At 75.3% G+C, this 16,421-nt stretch carries 13 protein-coding genes; 11 read left to right on the top strand and 2 right to left on the bottom strand.

Going from position 1 to position 16,421, the window contains the following annotated elements:
- Positions 1 to 744: 744 nt before the first annotated feature.
- The 4 genes from P9841_RS18320 to P9841_RS18335 all read left to right on the top strand — a co-directional run bounded on the left by P9841_RS18320 (position 745) and on the right by P9841_RS18335 (position 5,727).
- Entirely contained in the window at positions 745 to 2,175 is a 1,431-nt protein-coding gene (locus tag P9841_RS18320) for an HNH endonuclease signature motif containing protein (protein ID WP_283319995.1), read from the top strand.
- A 169-nt stretch (positions 2,176 to 2,344) separates the two neighbouring features.
- Positions 2,345 to 3,019, top strand: coding sequence for a DUF6518 family protein (locus P9841_RS18325; RefSeq protein ID WP_283319996.1), 675 nt, complete (start codon positions 2,345 to 2,347; stop codon positions 3,017 to 3,019).
- 324 nt (positions 3,020 to 3,343) lie between these two features.
- Complete coding sequence (locus P9841_RS18330) at positions 3,344 to 4,486, top strand: P1 family peptidase (protein WP_283319997.1); 1,143 nt, start codon at positions 3,344 to 3,346, stop codon at positions 4,484 to 4,486.
- A gap of 422 nt (positions 4,487 to 4,908) precedes the next feature.
- The gene (locus tag P9841_RS18335) at positions 4,909 to 5,727 is read left to right on the top strand and encodes a thymidylate synthase (protein WP_283319998.1); all 819 of its coding nucleotides are present in this window, start codon (positions 4,909 to 4,911) and stop codon (positions 5,725 to 5,727) included.
- A 26-nt stretch (positions 5,728 to 5,753) separates the two neighbouring features.
- Here P9841_RS18335 and P9841_RS18340 read toward each other — a convergent pair whose 3' ends face one another.
- Positions 5,754 to 6,074 (bottom strand): AzlD domain-containing protein, encoded by a 321-nt coding sequence (locus tag P9841_RS18340; protein WP_283319999.1) that lies wholly within the window; start codon positions 6,072 to 6,074, stop codon positions 5,754 to 5,756.
- A complete protein-coding gene (locus P9841_RS18345) occupies positions 6,071 to 6,943 on the bottom strand; it encodes an AzlC family ABC transporter permease (protein ID WP_502848938.1) in 873 nt (290 codons plus the stop codon). The genes P9841_RS18340 and P9841_RS18345 overlap by 4 nt, the downstream gene beginning before the upstream one ends.
- Positions 6,944 to 7,165: 222 nt before the next feature.
- On the opposite strand from P9841_RS18345, the gene P9841_RS18350 reads away from it, so the two are divergent.
- The 7 genes from P9841_RS18350 (at position 7,166) to P9841_RS18380 (ending at position 16,284) form a co-directional block, all read left to right on the top strand.
- A complete protein-coding gene (locus tag P9841_RS18350) occupies positions 7,166 to 8,125 on the top strand; it encodes a carbohydrate ABC transporter permease (RefSeq protein ID WP_502848076.1) in 960 nt (319 codons plus the stop codon).
- Entirely contained in the window at positions 8,122 to 9,087 is a 966-nt protein-coding gene (locus P9841_RS18355; RefSeq protein ID WP_283320000.1) for a carbohydrate ABC transporter permease, read from the top strand. Before P9841_RS18350 ends, P9841_RS18355 begins: the two co-directional genes overlap by 4 nt.
- Positions 9,088 to 9,198: 111 nt before the next feature.
- Positions 9,199 to 10,569 carry an ABC transporter substrate-binding protein gene (locus P9841_RS18360; protein ID WP_283320001.1) on the top strand — a complete coding sequence of 457 codons (1,371 nt, stop codon included), beginning with the start codon at positions 9,199 to 9,201 and terminating at the stop codon, positions 10,567 to 10,569.
- On the top strand, positions 10,566 to 11,390 hold the full coding sequence (locus P9841_RS18365; RefSeq protein WP_283320002.1) for a glycerophosphodiester phosphodiesterase: 825 nt from the start codon (positions 10,566 to 10,568) through the stop codon (positions 11,388 to 11,390). Before P9841_RS18360 ends, P9841_RS18365 begins: the two co-directional genes overlap by 4 nt.
- 58 nt (positions 11,391 to 11,448) lie before the next feature.
- Positions 11,449 to 12,369, top strand: coding sequence for a 4-hydroxy-tetrahydrodipicolinate synthase (dapA, locus tag P9841_RS18370; RefSeq protein WP_283320003.1), 921 nt, complete (start codon positions 11,449 to 11,451; stop codon positions 12,367 to 12,369).
- Positions 12,370 to 12,384: 15 nt separating this feature from the next.
- Positions 12,385 to 14,070, top strand: a complete 1,686-nt coding sequence (locus tag P9841_RS18375) for a ribonuclease J (protein ID WP_283320004.1) — start codon at positions 12,385 to 12,387, stop codon at positions 14,068 to 14,070.
- A gap of 75 nt (positions 14,071 to 14,145) precedes the next feature.
- The gene (locus tag P9841_RS18380; protein WP_283320005.1) at positions 14,146 to 16,284 is read left to right on the top strand and encodes an acyltransferase family protein; all 2,139 of its coding nucleotides are present in this window, start codon (positions 14,146 to 14,148) and stop codon (positions 16,282 to 16,284) included.
- Positions 16,285 to 16,421: the final 137 nt, after the last annotated feature.

Genomic DNA, 16,421 nt, shown 5'->3' on the forward strand with positions numbered 1-16,421 from the left:
ATCCGGAGGGACGCGCGGGCACCTGCGGGACCCCCTGCGAGCCGCCGCGCGGGTGTCGGGCGTGGGGCAGCCACGGTCCGTGCGGTCCTCCACAGGTGGCGGCTCGGGCTCGGCTGTGGAGGGGGAGCGGGAGGTGTCGGGGGTCGCCGGTAGCGTCGCCGTATGCCATCTGACCTGCGAGGACGCGCTCCGGCGGCGCGTGCGCGGCGTGCCTCGACCGGCGCGCCCGGGACCGCCGGCGTGCCCGGGACCGCCGGCTTGCCCGGGACCGTCGGCGGCGTGCCCGGGACCGCCGGCGCGCGGACGGCATCCGCTCCGGACCGTCCTGCGCCGACCGCCCGAGTCGCGGGCGGCGCGGGTGGTCGCGGGGTGCTCCGGGGTGATGTCGGTGGGCGCGGGGTTCCGCCCGGCACCGGTGGCGGGCGTGTCCCCCCGGGAGGTGCGCCGGGGCGCGCAACGGGTACTCGGAGCCGGGTCCTGCGGTCGGTCCGGGCACGGCGGGTGGACGTGTCGGTCCGCACCGCGAGCGGCATCCCGCTGGCCGCCCCGTCCGCGCGCCCCTCGTCCCGCGCACGCGCCCTCGTGCCGGACGGCGGACGCGCGCGCGGTCGGTCCGGCACCGGCGCCCGTGGCGCGGGGACGCCTGCGGGTCCGGCCGCGGCCGTACCACCGACGGTCCCCGTGCTCGACCCCGTGGCGCGCTTCCCGTTCCGGCCGGGGGCAGGAGGGGAGAGGGGCGCGGCCGTGCTCCCGACCACCGACCCACCGGTCGCGGCGATGGCCCCGGGGCCCGAGCTCGCCGCGCTCCTGGCGGGCCTGGACCCGGACGGCGTCTCCGACCACGGCCTCGTCGAGCTCACGGCCGCCGCCGTGCGCCTCACCTCCTGGGCGCACGCCGTGGCGGCGCGGTACGCGGCTCTGCTGGCCGAGCGGCCGTCGATGAACCCGCCGTGGTCGCGCCTCACGCGCCCGCCGGCCGAGACGTCCGTCGCGGGCGACGAGCTCGCGATGAGGCTCTCGTGGTCCTCGCGCGCGGCCGGCCGCCTGGTCCGCGACGGGCGCGCGTTCGGCCACCACCTCGGGGCCACGGGTGACGCCCTCGCTCGCGGTGACCTCGATGCCGTCCGCGCCCGCGTCCTCGTCGACCGGCTCGACGAGCTCCCGCTCGTGGTCGCCCTGGACGTCCAGGAGGCGGTGCTCACCCGGGCGCACTCCCGGACCGCCGCCCAGCTCCGCGCGGACGTCGAGCGTGCGGCGATCGCCGTGGACGCCCGCGACGCCGCCGCACGGCGCGAACGCGCGCGGACCCGACGGCGGGTCGACCGGCCCCGGGCGCTGCCCGACGGCATGGCCGGTCTCTGGGCGGTGCTGCCGGCCGCTGACGCGATGCGGCTGGACTCCGTGCTCGGGGCCGCGGCGCGGACGGCTCGCGGTGCCGGCGACCCGCGCACGCTCGACCAGCTCCGCGCGGACGGTCTCGTGGACCTCGTCCTGCACACCGCGTGTGCCGAGCCGGACGACCGGACCGCGGTCCAGTCGTCACCGGGATCCGCGGGAACCGGCGCACGACCGGACGACCCGAACCCGGACGGTCGACCGCGGTGCCCGGCGCGACGGGGCAGCGCCCAGATCCGCGTCACCGTCCCGCTGAGCACCCTCATGGGTGAGGACGACGAGCCGGCGCACCTCGCCGGCTACGGACCGGTCGACGCCGGGACCGCCCGGGCCCTCGCCGCGGGAGGGGTCTGGCGGCGGCTCGTCACCGACCCGCTGTCCGGCGCGGTGCTCGACCTGGGCCGGACCCGCTACCGACCCACGACGGAGCTCGCCGAGCACGTCGTCGCGCGCGACCGCACCTGCGCCCGGCCGGGATGCGGCGTGCCGGCGGAGTCCTGCGACCTCGACCACACGCTCGAGTTCCACGCCCGGCCCGGGAGCGATCCGGACGAGAGACCCGCGCTCGGCTCGACGGGGGCCGGGAACCTCGGCCCGCTGTGCCGGCGGGACCACCGGCTGAAGACCGACGGAGGTTTCGTCCTGCGCCAGGTGCTCCCCGGCGTGTTCGAGTGGCTCACGCCGACCGGTCACCGGTACCGCTGCGTGCCCGGCCTCGACCCCGCGCTCGCCCTGCACCCGCCGCCGAGGGACCCGTGGCCGTCACCGCCACCCTTCTAGACCGACCACCGGTGTCCGCGTCGGGTTCCCGCTCGGACGGTGGCCGCCGCCGGCCGGAGCCGCCCTCCTGGACGGGCTCGGCTCGTACGCCTGCGGTGGGAAGCCCGGTCGGTCGCTGTCCGGCCGAGGTCGGACGACGTGCGCGCCCCTTGTGCGGTCGGATGGGGGCGTGACGACCACGAGCCCGCACGCCCCCGCGACCACTGCCCAGCCCTCCGCCGCCCAGCCCTCCGGTGCCCTCCGCACGGTGGGGTGGCCCGCCGCGCTCGCTCTCGCGGTCGCCGCGGGTCTGCTCGCCGGGGCGCTCACCTCGTTCGGGCAGACACTGCTCGGCGACACCCCGTTCCAGGGGCTCGCCAACGCCGTCAGCCCCTGGCTCGTCGCGCCGTTCCTCGTCGGCGCGACTTCCCGCCGGTCGGCCACCGCAGCGCTGGCCGGTCTCCTGACCTGCGCCGCGCAGGTCGCCGGGTACTACGTGGCTGCAGACCTCCGGGGGTTCGCGGTCGGCTCGGCGTCGATCCTGCTGTGGAGCATCGCCGGTGTGATCGGCGGCCCGGTCTTCGGCATGGCGGGTCGGCTGTGGCGCAGGACCCGGTCCGGCGACCCGCGGTGGGCGGGTGCCGGCGCGGCGCTGCTCGCCGGCTGCTGGCTCGCGGAGGCGCTGGTGACCTACCTGGTGGTGCTGCGCCGCCCGGACGAGGCACTGGTCTTCGCCCTCGTCGCCGGGCTGCTGGTCGCGCTGCTCGGTCGCGGGGGAGGCCACCGGGCGCTGCTGATCCGGCTGCCCGTCGCCGTCGCAGCGGGAGCCGCGGGGTTCGCGGTGCTGCACGCCGTGGTCGGCTGACCGGTGCCCCCAGGTGAGCGGCCGACGAGCGGGACAGGCGCTGGCAGGCCCTCCTGACGTCGCAGCCCGGGCGGAGTGGCTGGTCCGCGTGACACCGCGGTCCGGACGGGGTGGCTGGTCCGCGTGACACAGCGGCCCGGACGGGGTGGCTGGTCCGCGTGACACCGCGGCCCGGGGCGCGAGGGAGGGCCGCGGGACGGCGCCGTGCACCGACGGTTCAGCCGCGGCCAGGTCGTCGTCCGGCGCGCGGTCGCCCCGGCGGCGTCCGCGTCTGCCCCAGTGACGTCCGGCACGCCGGGTCGGCGCACGTGGCACTGTGGAGCCATGACCGAGTCAGCGCAGGCAGCCGCGCCCGACGACTCCCGCCCCGCGCGCGCCACCGAGGACTCCCCGGCGGAGCCCGTCGCCGCTCCCGCTCCGCCCCGCGGCGACGGCGGGGCCGCCACGTCCTCGGGCAGCATCACGGATGTCACGGGTGTCCGGGTGGGGCAGGTGACGCGGGCGGGTGACGGCTGGCTCACCGGCGTCACGGTGGTGCTGCCGCCGGCCGGCACCGTCGCCGGCGTGGACGTGCGGGGCGGCGGACCCGGCACGCACGAGACCGACGCGCTGGATCCGCGCACCCTCGTCCCGACGGCAGACGCCGTGGTGCTGACGGGCGGATCGGCGTTCGGGCTCGTGACGGCGCACGGGGTGCAGCGGTGGCTCGCCGAGCACGACCGGGGATACCGCGTCGGCGCATCGCCCGGGGAGGTGGTGCCGATCGTGCCCGCGGCGGCCGTGTTCGACCTCGGCCGCGGCGGGAGGTTCGACGCCCGGCCGGACGAGGCGATGGGGTACGAGGCAGCCGTCGCGGCCGCCGCTGCCGCGGAGCACGCCCCGGTCGACCGCGGCACGGTCGGGGCGGGCACCGGCGCGGCGATCGCCATGCAGTCACGCAAGGGCGGCGTCGGGACGGCGTCCGTCCGGCTCCCGCCCCCGTGGGACCACGTGGTCGTCGGGGCGCTCGCGGTCGTCAACGCAGCCGGCGCGCCCGCCGGGCCGCCGACGGTCTCCACCGACGCCTCGGGTCCGGCCGGAGCCGGACCGGGCGCGGGCCCCGTGGCGCCGCGGCTCCCCGGGCCCCAGGCCCCGCCCGCGCCCCTGAACACGACGATCGCCGTGGTCGCGACGAACGCGGCCCTCGACCCGGCGGAGACGTCACGCACGGCGACGGCGGCGCACGCCGGGCTGGCGCGGGCCCTCGACCCGGTCCACACGCTCGTCGACGGGGACACGGTGTTCTCGCTCGCGACGGGCCAGGTGTCGCTGCCCGCGTCCCGGCCGGAGCGCGTGGTGGCCCTCGTGCAGCTGCAGGCGGCCGCCGCGCACGCGCTCGAGTTGGCGGTCGTCGACGGCATCGCCTCCGCGACGGCCGTGCGCACTCCGGCGGTCGACCTCCCCGCCTGGGACGGGCCGCGCCGGTAGGGGCGCTCGCGACGCCGCTGCGATACCGCCGCGACGCCGCTGCGCCACCGCCGCGACGCCGCCGCGACGCCGCTGCGGTGCCGCTGCGGTGCCGCTGCGGCGGGGAGCGCGGGGCGCACGGGGTGGGCACACGTGCTGCTCCGGGGGTGGGGTCGGGCCCCGTGGCGGGACGACCTCGGGTCGCACGTGCGGTTCCTGAGGGGCGGTGACCGGGTCCCGTGCCGGGAGGACGGTGAGCCGCACGTACCCCTGGTGCCGGCTGACCGGGTCCGTGCCGGGAGGGCGGTGAGCCGCACGTACCCCTGGTGCCGGCACGGTCGCAGATGCGTGTGCGGGTCCGGTGAGCGGGGCCGGTCGGGCACCCGGCGGGCCGGCCGCGTGCCGCTCCCGGGGCGTCGGTGGCCGCGCCTACGATGGCCCGCATGACCGTCGAGCACCGCGCCGTGACCCGCACGCCCTACGAGGACCTGCTCGCGCTGGTGCTGGACACCGGCACGCCGAAGGCGGACCGCACCGGCACGGGCACGCGGAGCGTCTTCGGGCACCAGATGCGCTTCGACCTCTCGGAGGGGTTCCCCCTCGTGACGACGAAGCGCGTCCACCTCCGCTCGGTGGTGGGGGAGCTGCTGTGGTTCCTGCGCGGTGACTCGAACGTGCGCTGGCTCCAGGAGCACGGCGTGCGCATCTGGGACGAGTGGGCCGACGCGGACGGCGAGCTCGGGCCGGTGTACGGCGTGCAGTGGCGGTCGTGGCCGACGCCGGACGGCGGCACGGTCGACCAGCTCGCCCAGCTGCTCGAGAACCTGCGGCGGGACCCGGACTCGCGGCGTCACGTCGTCTCCGCGTGGAACGTCGCGGACATCCCGTCGATGGCCCTGGCGCCGTGCCACGCGTTCTTCCAGTTCCACGTCGCGGACGGCCGGCTGTCCTGCCAGCTCTACCAGCGCTCCGCGGACCTGTTCCTGGGCGTCCCGTTCAACATCGCCTCGTACGCGCTGCTGACGCACATGGTCGCGCAGCAGGTGGGCCTGGAGCCGGGGGACTTCATCTGGACCGGCGGCGACTGCCACATCTACGACAACCACGTCGAGCAGGTGCGTGAGCAGCTGACGCGCGAGCCGTACCCGTTCCCGACGCTGCGGCTGCGGCGCGCGGACTCCCTGTTCGACTACTCGTTCGACGACGTGGTGGTCGAGGACTACCAGCACCACCCGGCGATCAAGGCCCCGGTCGCCGTCTGACGCGCCCGGTCGCCGTCCGACGCGGGTCAGGGCATCCCGAGGTAGCGGAGCAGCGCGGCGGTCGCCGCGGCGAGCAGCACGACGACGACGAACGGCGCCCGCAGCAGCAGCGCCACGGCGGCCACGACGAGCGCCACGAGCCGGGCGTCGAGGACGAGCACGCCGTCGGTGGTCCCGACCTGCACGGCGACCAGGGCGGCGAGCAGCGCGGCGGTGACGAGCGCGGCGGTCCGGGTGACGCGGGGGCGGGCGAGCACGCGGGCGGGCAGCAGGTGGCCGGCGACCTTCGTCGCCAGCACGACGGCGGCGGACGTGAGCACCGCCACCCACACGGTGAGGCGGCTCACGGCTGCACCACCGGCCCCACGGTCCCGTCGGGCAGTCCGCGCCCCGCAGCCGCACCGCCGGACCCGCCGCCGGCCGGCCCACCGGACACGCCTCCGGGCCGGCCGCCGGACCCGCCCGAGTCCCCGTCCGCGCCGCCGCCGCCGCGGGCGCCGGGGCCCTCCCCGTCGGGGTCCCCGAGGACGCCGACCACGACCGCCAGCGCAGCCGCGGCGAGCACGGGCACGCCGGCCGGGACGACGGGTGTCAGCGCGAGCGCGGTCACCGCAGCCGCCACGGCGACCACCCGCACGGTCCGGGTCCGGGGCCCGGCGAGGCGGGGCCAGAGCAGGGCGAGGAACGCCGCGCCGGCGGCCGCGTCGAGGCCGTACCGCCGGGGGTCGCCGAGGGCGTCGCCCAGCAGCGCCCCGAGCAGGGTGAAGGCGTTCCACAGCGCGAACACCCCGGCGCCCGTCCACCAGAACCCGGCGCGGGTCGACGCCGGGCCCGGCTGGGCGGTGGCGACGGCGGTGGACTCGTCGATGGTGAGGTGCGCGGCGAGGAGCCGGCGCCACCCGTGCACACCGAGCAGGGGCGCGACCTGCACGCCGTAGAGCCCGTTGCGCGCCCCCAGCAGCCCGGCGGTCGCGACGACGGCGCCGACCCCACCGCCCGCGCCCAGCACGCCGACGGCGGCGAACTGCGAGCCGCCGCTGAACATCAGCAGGCTCAGGGCCATGGTCTGCGGCACGTCCAGCCCCGCGGCGACGGACAGCGCCCCGAACGACACCCCGTACAGCCCGGTGGCGAGCGACACGGACACCGCGGTCCGCACGGCGGCGCGCACGGCCGGATCGGGGGCCCCGGTGCGCGCGCGAACGGGCCGGCGCAGCAGGCGGGATCGGGGACGCACGAGCCGAGAGTAGGACGCCGCACCGCCGGCGGCGCCGGGCTGACCGGCGGGTGGACGCCCGTCGCCGCAGGTGAACGGGGGGACAAGGCTGGCCGAACGTCGGCGCGGACCCCTGTCGCCGGCGGTGGGGCACGACGCAGAGTGGCGAGGGCCGCAAGGGCGCGGGCCGTGACCTGATCCCGACCCGATACGGACTCCTTCGTGACCACTGCCGATGTCCTCGCCCCGCCGCCGGCCGCCGCGCCGGCCCGCGCGCCGGTCGCGCGCACCGGGGCCCTGCGCTCCCGCCGCCGACGGTCGGCGCTGCTCTGGTTCCTGCTGCTCGCCGGGCCGAACGTGGCCCTGCTGCTCGTCTTCGTGTACCGGCCGCTGGTGCAGTCGTTCTACCTGTCCACCCTCCAGTGGAACCTCGGCTCCCCGGTCGCCCGCCAGATCGGGCTCGGCAACTACGTCGAGCTGTTCACCTCGCGCGGCTTCGCCCAGGTCGCGGGGACGACGGTGGTGTTCACGGTCGCGACCGTCGGCGGCGCGATGGTGCTGGGCCTCGGTCTGGCGCTGCTGCTGAACCAGCGGCTGCGCGGCCGCGGGTTCGCGCGGACGGTGGCGTTCGCGCCCTACGTGCTGTCCGGTTTCGCGGTCGGCATCCTCTGGCTGTTCATCTTCGACCCGCGCTACGGCCTGATGCGCGAGGTGCTGAGCTGGGTCGGGGCGAGCTCCCCGCAGTGGTACACCGAGCGCCCCTGGCCGCTGGTCATGGTGATCGTGGTGTACCTCTGGAAGAACCTCGGGTACGTCGCGCTCATCTACCTGGCCGGGCTGCAGTCGGTGCCGCAGGACCTCAGGGACGCGGCGGCGCTCGACGGGGCGTCCCCGGCGCGGACGCTGCGGTCGATCGTGCTCCCGCTGCTCACGCCGACCTCGTTCTTCCTGCTCGTGACGATGATGCTCGCGTCGCTGCAGTCCTTCGACCTCATCAAGGCCATGACCCAGGGCGGTCCGCTCGGGTCGACGACGACGCTCATGTACTCCGTCTACCAGGAGAGCTTCGTCAACGGCCGGGCCGGCTACGCGTCCGCGGTCGCGACGGTGCTGTTCGTCGTGCTGCTCGCCGTCACGGCGGTGCAGATGCGGTTCGTCCAGCGGAAGGTGCACTACGCATGAGCGTCCTGACGACCCGCCGCCCCGTGGCCGAGGGCGACCCGCGCCGGACCCCCGCGCCCGGCGGACCGGCCGCCGCGCCGGACGCCGAGCCGCCGGCCGGCGGTCGGCCCCGCCCCACGCCCCAGGGGTCCCGGCCGGGCCGCCGCCGGCGTCCTCCGGTGGCGGGCTACCTGACGATGGTGCTGGCCACGGTGGTGCTCGGTGCCCCGCTGGTGTGGATGCTGCTCGCGAGCGTCAAGTCGTCGGGCGAGCTCTACCAGGTGCCGCTGCAGTGGCTGCCGGAGGCGCCGAGCCTCGAGAACTACGCGCAGGCGGCGAGCACCGTGCCGCTCGGCCGGCTGCTGGCGAACAGCATCGGGATCACCGTGGTCGGGGCGGGCCTCAAGGTCGTGCTCGGGCTGGCCTGCGCCTACGCCCTGGTGTTCCTCGACTTCCCGTTCAAGAAGGTCGTGTTCGGGCTCGTCATCGCGACCCTGATGATCCCGCCGCAGGTGACGATCATCCCGAACTACACCCTGGTGGCGAGCCTCGGCTGGCTGAACACCTACCAGGGCATCCTCGTGCCGGGCCTGGCGAGCGCGTTCGGCACGTTCCTGTTCCGTCAGCACTTCCTCACGCTCCCCGGGTCGATCCTCGAGGCCGCGGAGCTGGACGGCGCGGGGCACTGGCGGCGCCTGTGGCGGTTCGTCGTGCCGATGAGCACGCCGACCATCGCGGCCGTGACGCTCGTGTCCGTCGTCACCGAGTGGAACGACTACCTGTGGCCGTTCCTCGTGATCGACCGGGCCGACCGCATGACCCTGCCGATCGGCCTGACCCTGCTGCAGAACATCGACGGCATGACCAACTGGGGCGTGCTGCTGGCCGCCACCACCGTCGTGACGCTGCCGATCCTCCTCGTCTTCCTCCTCCTCCAGCGCCGGCTCGTCGCCGGCCTCACCGCGGGCGCCGTCACGGGCTGAGCCCGTCGCGCCGCCCGTCACCCCCCACCCCCCTGACCGGCGGGTGCGTCCCTGCGCGCCCGTCCCCCGAGCACCGGCCCCCGGTGCACGACCCCCTGAAGGAGCACTCACGTGTCCCACCCCCGCAGCCTCCTGCGTGACCGCCGCGTCACCGTCGGACTGGCCGCTGCCGTCGCCGGCGCCACGCTCGCCCTGACCGCCTGCGGCGGCCCCGCCGTGGGCGCCGGCTCGTCCGGCGAGGCCTCGGCCGACTCGACCGACTGGTCGCAGGTCGAGCCGGCGTCCGAGATCACCTGGTGGTCGAACCACCCCGGCCAGTCGCAGGCCGTCGAGGAGCAGCTCATCGAGGCCTTCGAGGCCGAGAACCCGGACATCACGGTGAACCTCGTGACCGCCGGCGCCAACTACGACGAGGTCGCGCAGCGGTTCCAGGCCGCCTCGCAGACGGACGAGAAGCCGGACCTGGTCATCGCGTCCGACGTCTGGTGGTTCCGGTACCACCTGAACGACCAGATCATGCCGCTCGACGACGTCTTCGAGTACCTCGAGGCGGACGCCGACGACTTCCAGCCCGGCCTGTACGGCGACTACGAGTACGACGGGCAGCACTGGGCCGCGCCGTACGCCCGGTCGACGCCGCTGTTCTACTACAACAAGTCGATGTGGGAGGCCGCGGGGCTGCCGGACCAGGGCCCGGAGACGTGGGAGCAGCTCCAGGAGTGGAGCACCGCGCTGGCCGAGCAGGTGCCCGACGGCGGCTCGCCGTTCGGCCTGAGCCTGGGCACGTCGTGGTCGGCCTGGTGGTTCGAGAACATGATCTGGGGCCAGGGCGGCGAGTACTCCGACGAGTTCGACGTGACCCTCGACTCCGACGAGGCGCTCGCGGGCGGGGAGTTCCTGCGCGGCCTGTTCCACGGCGACGACGCGATCGCCACGGTCTCGGCGGACGACTCGATGGCGGACTTCGCGTCCGGCCTCATCGCGTCGACCATCGGCTCGACGGGCTCCCTCAAGGGCGCGCTCGACGCGGCGTCGTTCGAGGTGGGCACGGCCTACCTGCCCGACGGCCCGGCGGGCGGCGGCACGCCGACCGGCGGCACCGGCCTGGCGATCTCGTCCTCCAGCACCCCGGAGGAGCAGCTCGCCGCGGCGATGTTCCTGGAGTTCCTCACGAACACCGAGAACACCGCGACGTTCTCCCAGGCCACCGGCTACATGCCGGTGCGCACCTCGGCGGTCGAGTCCGACACCATGAAGGCCGTGTACGACCAGTTCCCGCAGTTCCGCACCGCCGTCGACCAGCTCGCCGAGAAGGCCCGCGCGCAGGACTACATCCGCGTGTTCGTGCCCGGCGCCGACGCGCTGCTCACCGACGCGATCGAGCAGATCGTGCTCGAGGGCACCGACCCGGCCGAGGCGTTCGCCTCGGTGACGCCGCAGATCGAGACGGCGTACCGCGAGAACGTGGAGCCGTACCTGTGACCGACGCGTCGCAGGACCGGACCGGGGTCGCCCTCGCGGGCGGCCCCGGTGCCGGGGCGCCGCCGGTGCTGGCGTCGCGCCCGCGCGTGGTCGCCCACCGCGGCAACTCGGCGGTCGCCCCGCAGAACACCCTCGCGGCGTTCGAGGCGGCGTGGCGCGCCGGGGCGGACAGCATCGAGATCGACATCCAGCGCACCGCGGACGGCCACGTCGTGGTGATCCACGACGACACGGTGGACGCGACCACGGACGGGCAGGGGAGCGTGGCCGAGCTGCCGCTCGACGCGCTGCGCGCCCTCGACGCCGGCTCGTGGTTCGCCGCGGCCTACCGGGGCCAGCGGGTGCCGACGTTCGACGAGGTGCTGGAGCTGCTGGTGCGGCGGCCGGGCATCGAGCTGCTGCTGGAGCTCAAGGGCGCGTGGACGACCGAGCAGGTGCGCCCCGTCACCGCGGCGATCCGTGAGGCCGGGCTGACCGGGCGGGTGGTCGGGCAGAGCTTCTGGCCGGAGTCGGTGGCGGCGCTCGCGGAGGCCGACCCCGCGCTGCGCCGCGGCCTGCTGGTGTTCGAGGTGCCGGACGGCGTGGACGAGCTGGTGCGGGTCTGCACCGGCCTGGGCGTCGTGACCTGCAACCCGTACGGCCCGCTGCTGGTGCAGCACCCGGAGCTGGTCGCGCGGCTGCACGCGGCCGGGTTGCAGGTCATGGTGTGGACGCTCGACGAGCCCGAGCACTGGGCCGTCGCGGCGGCGCTGGGGGTCGACGCGGTGATCACCGACCGCCCCGACAGGCTGGCCGGCTGGCTGGCGGCGCACCCGTCCTGACCCGGCAGCGGGTGGACGCGGAGCGCGGGCGGGGGGTGTGGAGCGGTACCGTGACCCCATGCTCCCCGCCACCCCGTCGCGTCCGTTCGGCGCGGTGCTCACCGCCATGGTGACGCCCATGCGGGACGACGGCTCGGTCGACCTGGACGCCGCCGTCTCCCTCGCCACGCACCTCGTGGACCACGGGCACGACGGCCTGGTGCTCAACGGCACCACGGGCGAGTCGCCCACCACGCACGCGCCGGAGAAGGCCGACCTGGTGCGCGCCGTCGTCGACGCCGTCGGCGACCGCGCGGCCGTCGTGGCGGGCGCGGGCTCCAACGACACGCTCCACGCGGTGCGCATGGCGGAGCAGGCCGCGGAGGCGGGCGCCGACGGCCTGCTCGTGGTCAGCCCGTACTACTCGCGCCCGTCGCAGCCCGGCGTGGTCGCCCACGTCACCGCGGTCGCGGACTCCACGCCGCTGCCCGTGATGCTCTACGACGTCCCGGGCCGCACGGGCGTCCGCCTCGCGCAGCCGACGCTCGACGCGCTCGCCGCGCACGACCGGGTGGTCGCCGTGAAGGACGCGACCGGCGACGTGTACGCCGCCGCGAAGGCCGCCGCCCGGACGGGGCTCGCCTGGTACAGCGGCGACGACTCGCTGCTGCTGCCGTTCCTCGCGCACGGCGCCGCCGGCATCGTCTCGGTGGTCGGCCACGTGGCCGGCCCGCAGCTCGCCGCGATCACCGCGGCCCACGACGCCGGGGACCACGCTCGCGCGCTCGAGGTCTTCCTGTCGATCGCACCGGCGGTCGACGCGCTCAACGGACAGGGGTTCCAGGCGGTCGCGGCGAAGGCCGCCGTCTGGTCCCTCGGTCTCATCCCGTCCCGACACCTGCGGCTGCCCAACGTGGCCGCGTCGGACGAGGACGTCCAGGTCGTCCGCGCGGGACTGCGCGCCGCGGGCCTCGCCGACGTCCTCGCCACCACGCAGTGACAGACCAGGAGAAGAATGTCCCACCCGCACCCTGACCTCGCCCTCCCGCCCACGCTCCCGGAGGGCGGTCTGCGGATCGTGGCCCTCGGTGGCCTCGGCGAGGTCGGACGCAACATGGCGGTCCTCGAGTACGGCGGTCGCCTGCTCGTCATCGACTGCGGCGTGCTGTTCCCGGAGGACCACCAGCCCGGCGTCGACCTGATCCTGCCGGACTTCGACTACATCTCCGGCCGGCTCGACGACATCGACGGCATCGTGCTGACCCACGGGCACGAGGACCACATCGGCGCCGTCCCGTACCTGCTGCGCCTGCGGCAGGACATCCCGCTGATCGGCTCGCAGCTCACGCTGGCGTTCGTCGAGGCGAAGCTCAAGGAGCACCGCATCACCCCGCTGACCCTCGCGGTCAAGGAGGGGCAGACCGAGCAGGTCGGCGCGTTCTCCTGCGAGTTCGTCGCGGTGAACCACTCGATCCCGGACGCGCTCGCCGTCGCCGTGACGACGCCCGCCGGCACCGTCCTGCACACCGGCGACTTCAAGATGGACCAGCTGCCGCTCGACGGGCGGATCACCGACCTGCGCGCGTTCGCGCGGCTGGGGGAGAAGGGCGTCGACCTGTTCATGGTCGACTCCACCAACGCCGAGGTGCCGGGCTTCGTCAGCCCGGAGCGGGAGATCGGGCCGGTGCTCGACAGCGTGTTCGCCACGTCCGCCCGCAAGATCGTCGTCGCGTCGTTCTCCTCGCACGTGCACCGCGTGCAGCAGGTCCTCGACGCCGCCGCGGCGCACGACCGCAAGGTCGCGCTGGTGGGGCGCTCGATGATCCGCAACATGACGATCGCCGCCGAGCTCGGGTACCTCAAGGTGCCCGACGGCGTCCTCGTGGACGCGAAGCGTCTCGGCGACCTGCGCGACGACGAGCTGGTGCTCATGTGCACCGGGTCGCAGGGCGAGCCGATGGCCGCGCTGTCCCGGATCGCGAACAACGACCACAAGATCTCGGTCGGCCCCGGTGACACGGTGATCCTCGCGTCGTCCCTGATCCCGGGCAACGAGAACGCGGTGTACCGCGTCATCAACGGGCTCACGCGGCTCGGCGCGCGCGTCGTGCACGGCGGGAACGCCAAGGTGCACGTCTCCGGCCACGCGAGCGCCGGCGAGCTCCTGTACTGCTACAACATCCTGCGGCCGCGCAACGTGATGCCGGTGCACGGCGAGGTCCGCCACCTCGTGGCGAACGGTGCGCTCGCCGTGAAGTCGGGCGTCCCGGCGGACCGGGTCGTGCTCGCCGAGGACGGCGTGGTCGTGGACCTGGTCGACGGGCGCGCGAGCGTCGTCGGCGCGGTGCCGTGCGGGTACGTGTTCGTGGACGGCTCGAGCGTCGGCCACATCACCGAGACCGACCTCAAGGACCGCCGGATCCTCGCCGACGAGGGGTTCATCTCGATCTTCGCGGTCGTCAGCTCCACGGACGGCAAGGTCCTCGCGACGCCGACCATCCAGGCGCGCGGGTTCGCCGAGGACGACGCGGTGTTCGACACGATCCTCCCGGACGTCGTGGCGGCGCTCGAGGACGCGACGCGCTCCGGCGCGGTCGACACGCAGCAGCTCCAGCAGGTCGTGCGGCGCGTCGTGGGACGCTGGGTCTCGAACCGGCTCCGCCGCCGGCCGATGATCATCCCGGTGGTCGTCGAGGCCTGATCCCGGCCCGCACCGCCCCTGACCGGCGCACCTGTCGTGACAGGTGCGCCGGTCAGGTGCTGCTAGCCTGCCGCGGTGCTGAACGAGGTGGCTGCTGCGCGGCCGGTGGTGCGGCGTGCGCGGGTGCGGGGGGCGTTGACGTTCCTGCCGAGCATCCAGGCGTTGCGGGCTGTGGCGGTGTCGTTGGTGGTGGTGTTCCACCTGTGGCCGTCGCGGTTGACGGGTGGCTATGTCGGTGTGGACGTGTTCTTCGTGATCTCGGGGTTCTTGATCACCGATCACCTGCTGCGTTCGGCGGAGCGTGGGGGCGGGATCCGGTTGGGTCCGTTCTACGCGCGTCGGGTGCGTCGTCTGCTGCCGGCGGCGTTGCTCGTGCTGCTGGTGACGGCGGTGGCGACGGTGGTGGTGGTGCCGCGCAGCTTGTGGGGGCAGTTCCTGACGGGTGTGGCGGCGAGTGCGGTGTATGCGGGGAACTGGTTGTTCGCGGCGCGGTCGGTGGACTACTTCGCGGCGGACAACGCGGACTCGCCGGTGCAGCACTACTGGTCGTTGGGGGTGGAGGAGCAGTTCTACCTGGTGTGGCCGTTGTTGCTGCTGGTGCTGCTGGCGGTGGCGGCGCGGGTGGGTGTGGCGGGTCGGCGGGTGGTGCTGGCCGGTCTGGTGCTGCTGGGGTCGGTGTCGTTCGTGGTGTCGGTGTGGTGGACGGCGGCCGATCAGGTGGTGGCGTACTACGCGACGCCGACGCACGTGTGGGAGTTCGTGGCCGGTGGCCTGGTCGCGGTGCTGGGGCTGGGTGCGCGGCGGGCGGCGCGTCCGGTGCTGGCGGGTGTGGCGATGGTGGCCGGGGTGGGTCTGGTCGTGGGGTCGGCGGTGGTGCTGGACGGTGCGACGGCGTTCCCGGGGTGGGTGGCGGTGGTGCCGGTGGTCGGTGCGGTGCTGGTGATCGCGTTCGGGTATCCGCAGGGGTCGGTGGTGGCGCGGGTGGTGGAGCTGGCGCCGGTGCAGCTGGTCGGGCGGATCTCCTACGCGTTGTACCTGTGGCACTGGCCGGTGGTGGTGCTGGCGCCGTACGTGCTGGGTCGTCCGTTGTGGTGGGCGGAGAAGCTGGTGGTGCTCGCGGGGCTGGTGCCGTTGGCGTGGGCGACGACGCGGTGGGTGGAGGACCCGGTGCGGCGGTGGTCGCCGCGGGGGTGGCGGTCGGGTCGGGTGGTGCTGGCCGGTGTGGGGGCCAGTGCGGTGCTGGCCGGCGCGGTCCTGGCACCGGTGGCCGTCACCGACGCCCAGGTCGAACGCCACGGTTCGAGCCTGGCCGGCGTGGTGGACCGGGCGGTCGCGGGCGACGAGCCCTGCTTCGGCGCCGCAGCTGCGCTGCCCGGGGCGTCCTGCCCGGGCAGCCACACCGTCCGGGACGACTACGGGCCGGTGGAGGCCGCCGCCGACACCCAGGAGGACTTCCTCGGCATCCGCGCCGAGCGTGACGACCGGTTCCGCCGGACCTGCGCCGTCGTCCCGGGGCTCGTCGTCGAGCGCTGCGACGTCGGGCGCGACACCGGCGGGGGAGTCGTCGTGGTGGTCGGGGACTCGCACGCGAACCACCTCATGGCGCCCGTCGTCTCCCTCGCGGCCGACCGGGGGATGGCAGTCGTCGAGGTGTTCCTGACCTCGTGCCGCCCCGTCCTGCCGCAGTTCGACTCGCCGGTCGCACGCGAGCACGAGGAGCCGTGCACCACCTGGAAGTCGCAGGTGTTCGACTACGTGGCGGGCCTCGACGCCTCGGTGGTCATCACCTCGGGCGCGGCGCAGGGCTACCGAGGCCTCGGCGAGGAGGTGGACGCGCAGATCGTCTCCGCCTACCGCGCGACGTGGCAGCAGTGGCTCGACGCCGGACACCGCCTGCTGGTCGTCAGCGACGTCCCGCTGTGGGACGTCTCCGTCCCTGAGTGCGTGGAGGCGTCGGGACCGTCCGACGACCCGTGCACGCGGCCGCGCGACCAGCTCGTCGGCCCGGACCTGGCGATGGTCGCCGCGCAGGGCGTGCAGGACCCGCGGCTGGAGGCGCTCGACCTCTACGACGCGTTCTGCGACCCGGACACCTGCCACTCGGTCGTCGGGGGGGTCGTCACCCACAAGGACACCAACCACATGACCCCGACCTTCGCGGCCACGCTCGCGCCGAGGATCTCCGCCGCGATGGCCGACCTCGGCGCGTTCTGAGCCCGCGGCCGGGGTCCGACGAGGGCCACGCCGAGGCGCCTGCCGCGCCGGACGCCCCGGCGCGGCTACCGTGAGGAACATGGCCGCACGTCCGTCCTCCACCGCCACCCGTGCGGCTGCGCCGTCGTCGCGCGCCC

The organism is Cellulomonas sp. ES6 (assembly GCF_030053835.1).
Classification (GTDB): domain Bacteria; phylum Actinomycetota; class Actinomycetes; order Actinomycetales; family Cellulomonadaceae; genus Cellulomonas.